This is a genomic window from Pseudomonas sp. IPO3774 (genome assembly GCF_013386835.1).
Lineage (GTDB): Bacteria > Pseudomonadota > Gammaproteobacteria > Pseudomonadales > Pseudomonadaceae > Aquipseudomonas.
Genome location: NZ_JACAQY010000040.1, coordinates 185,150 through 191,569, shown reverse-complemented (window position 1 = coordinate 191,569; position 6,420 = coordinate 185,150). Strand labels below are relative to the sequence as shown.

At 60.7% G+C, this 6,420-nt stretch carries 7 protein-coding genes; 3 read left to right on the top strand and 4 right to left on the bottom strand.

Annotated elements, in window-relative coordinates:
- Positions 1-60: 60 nt before the first annotated feature.
- On the bottom strand, positions 61-921 hold the full coding sequence (locus HYE77_RS22640; RefSeq protein ID WP_003217553.1) for a universal stress protein: 861 nt from the start codon (positions 919-921) through the stop codon (positions 61-63).
- 151 nt (positions 922-1,072) lie between these two features.
- On the opposite strand from HYE77_RS22640, the gene HYE77_RS22635 reads away from it, so the two are divergent.
- Positions 1,073-1,675, top strand: a complete 603-nt coding sequence (locus HYE77_RS22635; protein ID WP_008431008.1) for a tRNA-(ms[2]io[6]A)-hydroxylase — start codon at positions 1,073-1,075, stop codon at positions 1,673-1,675.
- Here the strand turns inward: HYE77_RS22635 and HYE77_RS22630 are convergent.
- Positions 1,631-2,830 carry an MFS transporter gene (locus HYE77_RS22630; RefSeq protein ID WP_102369045.1) on the bottom strand — a complete coding sequence of 400 codons (1,200 nt, stop codon included), beginning with the start codon at positions 2,828-2,830 and terminating at the stop codon, positions 1,631-1,633. The genes HYE77_RS22635 and HYE77_RS22630 overlap by 45 nt on opposite strands.
- Positions 2,831-2,861: 31 nt before the next feature.
- Positions 2,862-3,248: an ectoine synthase gene (locus HYE77_RS22625; protein ID WP_003217559.1), complete on the bottom strand. Its 387-nt coding sequence runs from the start codon at positions 3,246-3,248 to the stop codon at positions 2,862-2,864.
- Between the two features lie 246 nt (positions 3,249-3,494).
- Between HYE77_RS22625 and HYE77_RS22620 the strand changes: the two genes are divergently transcribed.
- On the top strand, positions 3,495-4,202 hold the full coding sequence (locus tag HYE77_RS22620; RefSeq protein WP_003217561.1) for a winged helix-turn-helix domain-containing protein: 708 nt from the start codon (positions 3,495-3,497) through the stop codon (positions 4,200-4,202).
- The gene (locus HYE77_RS22615) at positions 4,203-5,480 is read left to right on the top strand and encodes an ATP-binding protein (RefSeq protein WP_177021115.1); all 1,278 of its coding nucleotides are present in this window, start codon (positions 4,203-4,205) and stop codon (positions 5,478-5,480) included.
- Positions 5,481-5,615: 135 nt separating this feature from the next.
- Here the strand turns inward: HYE77_RS22615 and HYE77_RS22610 are convergent, their stop codons facing one another.
- A complete protein-coding gene (locus HYE77_RS22610; protein ID WP_177069385.1) occupies positions 5,616-6,419 on the bottom strand; it encodes a MipA/OmpV family protein in 804 nt (267 codons plus the stop codon).
- Between the last annotated feature and the right edge of the window lies 1 nt (position 6,420).

Below are 6,420 nucleotides of genomic sequence, written 5' to 3'. Positions count from 1 at the left end.
GTAAGAGCGGAACCAATACAAGCCATCACCCAAAAACGGATATGCCCCCAAAAAGAAGCATCACCCATTAGCCAGCTCTTCCAGATGATCCATCAACTCCTGCGGCTTAAGCACCAACACATCACTGTCCACCGCATCCAGCACCACCTCCGCCGTATTCCCGATCAACGCCCCTGAAATCCCGGTGCGCGCCACCGTACCTATGATGGTCACCGCCGCCTGCCATTTGTGCGCCGCATGAGGAATCAACACATCCGCCGGCCCTTCCTCGATATGCAGATGAGTGTCGTCAATATCGAACTCCGCCTGAAACGCCTTGCACTGCTCACGATACCGGGCCTCGATCGTCTCCTTGAGCTGAAACACCGGATCCGCCGCCGACAACATCGGCGACGGATGCGCACTGATCACATGCAACTGCGCCTTGGCCAGGCTCGCGATATCAAACCCATGATCAATGATCGCGTTATGCAATGCCTGATGCTCGGCATCAGAATTGCCCACATCGATGGCCGCCAAAATCACCCCGCCAGCCCAAGGCCTGGACGTCTTCACCAGCAGCACCGGAGTCGGGCAGTAACGCATCAACTTCCAGTCGGCCGGCGTCAACAGCGCCTTTTTCAGCGGGCTGTCAGCGAAATGCTGCTTGACCACCAACCCACAACCCTCTGCCTGCTGCACGTCGATGATGGTTTCATGCAGGCTGTCATTCCACGCCTGTTCAGTCGTGACGCTGTAGCCATCCTCCTGCAAACCGGCCTTCAGCAGGCTCAACATCGCAGAATGCTCGTGCTTCTTGTCACACACCAACAAATGCAAATGTGCCCCGGTGACGCCGGCAATCAGCTTGGCGCGCTTGAGGGCCAGGCTTTCCGAATGCTCAGGCTCGATGACCACCAGGATGCTGCGTATGGCTTGCATGGTCGGGTTCTCCAAAAAAGGGTGGGCGTGGAACAACTATAGTTGCTGCCCGGCACACGTCATGTTGATGCACATCAAGCCCGGTAGCTGGCGGTCTGCGGCGCGGTCGGTATAATCGCCGGCCTTTTGTGAATCTTTGCCCGTGAGCCCGATGAACCTGCCAGAAATCCACGAATTCCTCGGTTGCCGCACCCCCGACGGCTGGGTCCAGGCCGCGTTGGCCGACCAGGAAACCCTGCTGATCGACCACAAGAACTGTGAATTCAAGGCCGCCAGCACCGCCTTGAGCCTGATCGCCAAGTACCATTCCCACGTCGACCTGATCAACCTGATGTCACGCCTGGCACGGGAAGAACTGGTGCACCATGAGCAAGTCATGCGCCTGATGAAGAAGCGCAAGATCGAGCTGCGCCAGCTGTCCGCCGGCCGCTACGCTTCGGGTTTGCGCAAGGTGGTGCGCAGCCATGAACCGGTCAAACTGGTGGATACCCTGGTGGTCGGCGCGTTTATCGAAGCCCGCAGTTGCGAGCGTTTCGAAGCACTGGTGCCGCATTTGGACGAAGAACTCGGCAAGTTCTATTTCGGCCTGCTGAAAAGCGAGGCCCGGCATTTCCAGGGTTACCTGAAACTGGCTTACCAGTACGGCGACGCCAAGGACATCGCCCAGGTCATCGACCGTGTACGCGCCGCCGAGCAGGAACTGATCGAGTCACCGGACGTCGAGTTCCGCTTTCACAGCGGCGTGCCAGCCTGACGCAACCGCTGCACCGAGCAACGCGGTGATCCCGGCGAGTATCAGGATCACCGCCTGCGTCCCCAGCGGCGCCGCCAGCAGTGCGATCAGCAAACCGGCCAGCGGCTGCGAGAGGTTGTTGAGCAAGGTCAGCACGCCCACCGTCTTGCCAAAGTCCCGGGCCGGGATTACCCGTTGTCGGACGCTGCGGATGTACACGTTGAACATCTTGTCGAAACCGGTCAGCAGCAGGAAACCCACGGCATAAGCCCACACATTCGGGCTGATGGCCGTGATCAACGCTCCCACGGCAATCATCGAATACGACAAACCGCCCAGCACCTTGAGCGGCAGGGACGCGCGCGCCAGGAAAAACAGGATGGCGATGGTCACCAGCGCGCCGGCCGCCTGCAACCCGGCGTAGGTGTCCTTGCCGGCGGCGTATTGGCCAATGACCATCGCGGCGGAAGTGGCGAGGGTGACGCCGATGATCAGGTTCACACCCACCGCCAGGGCGATAATCCTTTTCAGCTCCGGCAGGTCGCGGATATGCCCGAAGGCAACGCGCAACGGCTGCAGCCAGATGTCGTTGTGCTGCTCGAAGGTTTCAAGATTGACCGTGGTGTGGCGTTGCCAGATGCGCATCGTCAGGTCCGCCAGCAGGAACAGCCCGGCAACCCCCAGCACGACCCAGTGCCAGGCCCAGACGCCCAACATCAGCGCGGCCACCAGTGGGCCCAGCACCAGCCCGGTCTGGTCGGCAATCTGCGAGTAGGACAAGGTCTTGGCGTAGGTGTAATGCTTGAAGATATGCGGCAGCAGCACTTCCCGGGCCATGATGCCCTGGGTGGTCAACACGCCGCACAGCGCCGAAAGCATGACAATCCAGTAAATCCCGTCGAACATTCCATACAGCAGCACCGCCGCCACACACGCCAGCGCCCGGTACACCTGGCTGATATGCAGGACGCGCACGGCGGGATATTTGTCGCACAACGCCCCGCACACCGGGAACGACAGGTACCGCGGCAAGGATTCGACAAAAAACGCCAGGCCCGCCCACGACACACTGTTGGTGGTCTGGAACACGATCAGCGGCACGATGAACAACAGAATCTGGTCGGCCAGGCGTGACAGAAACAACGAAATGAAGAAAGCCAGGTAATCCTTGCGCATGGTGTGCTCGTGTCCGTGAGTCAAATTGTCGTCAGTAGCCGGAGCCGGATTTATCCGTGAGATTGTGGCGCTCGTCGCCCTTGAGCGGCGGGTTGAATACGCTGACCAGCACCAGGTCCTGCTCCTTTCCGCCTCTTAGATAATGGCAGTCGTGTTGGTCCAGCGCATAAATATCTCCGGGGCGGATCGGGTAGACGTTACCGTCCATATCTTCGACTTCACCCTCACCGGCGATGCAGTAGCAAGCCTCCAGGTGATTACGGTATTGCAGCAGTGACTCGGTGCCGGCACGCACGACGGTGTGGCAGACGGTATAACCCATCCCGTCCTTTTCCGTCAGCAACCGATGGCTGGTGCCAGCGCCCCATTCGACAAAGTGCGCGGTGTTTTCTATGTCTGATTTGTGACGAACGAACATGGTTTTCTCCCGCTATGTAGGTAGAGGGCCATGATTCTCTTGTGTTTGTGGTGTTGTCATCAGCGACACTTCCGAAAAGCGTGTGGGGCGCATCTGGCGGACGGTACCGAGTTAAAGACTGCGGTGAAACTGTTAAAAACTCTTAAAAGCATGAAGCTTCGTCGGCCAGTGATGGCCAGCTGCTTTAGTCTGCCGGCTTGCCACCTATAATGCGCACACTTCAATCCGCGCGTGCACTGGAAATTTATGGATAACTTGGGTCTCGGCAAGGTCTTGCTCGTGGAGGACGATGAGAAGCTGGCAGGGCTGATCGCCCATTTCCTGTCCCAGCATGGCTTCGAGGTGCTGGCCGTGCACCGCGGCGATCTGGCGCTGGCGGCGTTCCTGGAGTTCAAGCCGAAGATCGTCGTGCTCGACCTGATGCTGCCCGGCCAGAGCGGCCTGCATGTGTGCCGTGAAATTCGCAACGTGTCCGACACGCCCATCGTGATCCTCACCGCCAAGGAAGACGACCTCGACCACATCCTCGGCCTGGAGTCCGGCGCCGATGATTATGTGATCAAGCCGATCAAGCCGCCTGTGCTGCTGGCTCGCCTGCGCGCCCTGCAACGTCGCCAGGCGCCGGAACCCACGGTGCGCGGCGCCCTTGAGTTCGGCCGCCTGGCCATCGACCGCAGTTGCCGGGTGGTGAGCCTGGGCGGGGAGAAGATCGACCTGACCACCATGGAATTCGAACTGCTGTGGTTGCTGGCCAGCGCCGCCGGGAAAATCCTCTCCCGCGATGACATTCTCAACCGCATGCGCGGTATTGCCTTTGACGGGCTCAACCGCAGCGTCGACGTGTACATCAGCAAGCTGCGCGGCAAGCTCAATGACAACCCCCGGGAACCGGTGTGCATCAAGACCATCTGGGGCAAGGGCTACCTGTTCAATCCGTTCGCCTGGGAGGTCTAGATGTTAAGGCTGTTTCTGCGTCTGTATATCATCCTGGCCATTGGCTTGGCCGGGGCGATCTGGCTGGTGAACTACACCTTCGATGAGCTGTTGCCGGAAGCCAACGAAACCTACAACCGCGAAGCCCTGCGCGGCCCGGCGTATGGGGTGGTGGAACAATTGCGGCCGGTGACGGGGGAAGCGCGCGCCGCCCGCCTGGCCGAGTTGCAACCGCACTATGGGCTGCGCCTGGCGCTGGTGCAGCGGGACAAGCTGAAACTGACCGAGCGTGAGCAGCAGCTGCTGGCCAGTGGCGAGTTGGTGGTGCGTGGGGATTTCATGGAGTTCATCTCCAACATCGACGGCGGCCACCAACTGCTGGAAATCAAACTGCCGGAAGAGCCCAAGTGGCTGTACATGTGGGCCTATGGCTTCCTCGGCCTGTGCCTGGCGATTGTCCTGTACTTCTGGGTTCGGCCCCATTGGCGTGACCTGGAGCATATCCGCCTGGCCGCGCAACGTTTCGGTGACAACGATCTCGGCTCGCGCATCCTGCTGCCGCGCCGTTCTACTGTGCGCGAGCTGGCGGGGCACTTCAACCAGATGGCCGAGCGCATCGAAAGCCTGATCGCCAATCAGCGCGAGTTGACCAACGCCGTGTCCCACGAGCTGCGTACGCCGATTGCGCGGCTGTCGTTTGAGCTCGACCAGCTCAAGCAACAGGCCGATCCACGGGAGAGCCGCGCACTGATCGCCGACATGTATGCCGACCTCGGCGAGCTGGAAGAAATGGTCTCGGAACTGTTGACGTACGCCAGCCTGGAACGCGGCGCCACGCAGATCACCCGGGAAAGCATCGAGGCCCACAGCTGGCTCGACAGTGTGATCGGCAGCGTCGCCCTGGAGGCCGAGGCGGCAGGCGTGCAGTTGCTGCTGCGCACCTGTGAAGTCGATTACATCCGTATCGAGCCGCGCTTTATGGCACGGGCGGTGATCAACCTGTTGCGCAATGCAATTCGCTATGCCGACCGGCGCGTGGAAGTGTCGCTGGTGAAGTTTGGCACCGGCTATGAAGTACGGGTCAATGACGACGGGCCCGGTGTGCCGGTGGAAGGGCGAGGGAAGATTTTCGAGCCGTTCCTGCGCCTGGACGCCAGCCGTGACCGCCGCACCGGTGGCTTCGGCCTCGGCCTGGCGCTGGTGCGGCGGGTGTGCCAATGGCATGGCGGGCAGGTTGAAGTGCTGGATTCGGAGTGGGGCGGGGCATCGTTCCGGATGACCTGGGCGTATGCCGAGTAATCATCCAGGAGCCATGGAGATCAAATGTGGGAGCGGGCTTGCTCGCGAAGGCGGTGAATCAGTCGCCGGATACATTGACTGAAACACCGCCTTCGCGAGCAAGCCCGCTCCCACATTTTGATTGGGTTACCAAAGTTAGAACGTGTATTCGACCATCCCCATCACCGACGTCTGCAAGCGTCTCTCCACAATCGGGCTTTGCCCGGCCTTGTCTGCCAGGTACTGCACATCCAACAGCGTCGAAAACTGTGTGTGTTCGCTGATCGGCAAGCTCCACACCAGATTCATCCCGTTGCTGATGTTGCCGCCGCTGGCCTTGTAGGCCTTGAAGCGACTCTGTGCGGCCTGGCCGGTGGTCACGCCGTACCAGGTCTGCAGGTAGTTGCTGTCGCCAAAATGGCTGCTGAGGCTGGCATCCAGCGAACCGTAGTCGCCGTCGTACAGGTTGGTGCCCAGGCTCAGTTCCAGATGGGTGAACGCCTTGCCGGAATCCTTGTGATCATCTTCCTCAAGCGCATGCTCCAGGGTTGCGCCGAGAATCACCCCGCCCAGGTTATAGCTGCCACTGACACCCACCTGGGCGCGAGTCTTGATCTCGCCCGTACCCTTGAGTTTCTTCGAGCCCGGGCGCCCGGTCTTGCTTTCGTCCTTGCGTGAGCCGCTGGCGCCGACGTAGGCGCTGAAGCTCGCACCGCCGCCGTCATAACCCCAGCCCAGGCCCTTGTCGGTGTCGAGGAAAATCCCCCACGGGCTGACGATGGCCGCCCCCAGCACCGGCGCGGTGACTCGCTCGTCGCTGCCGCTGTAGCGGGGCAGGTTGGCCACGCCGGCCTTGAGGGTGTATTCCCAGTCGTCGGCCAGCAGGGTGTCGGCGCTGGCCAGCAGGCACAGCGACGTCAGGGACAGGCACAGGTGTTTTGAACGCATGATGGTCTTCATG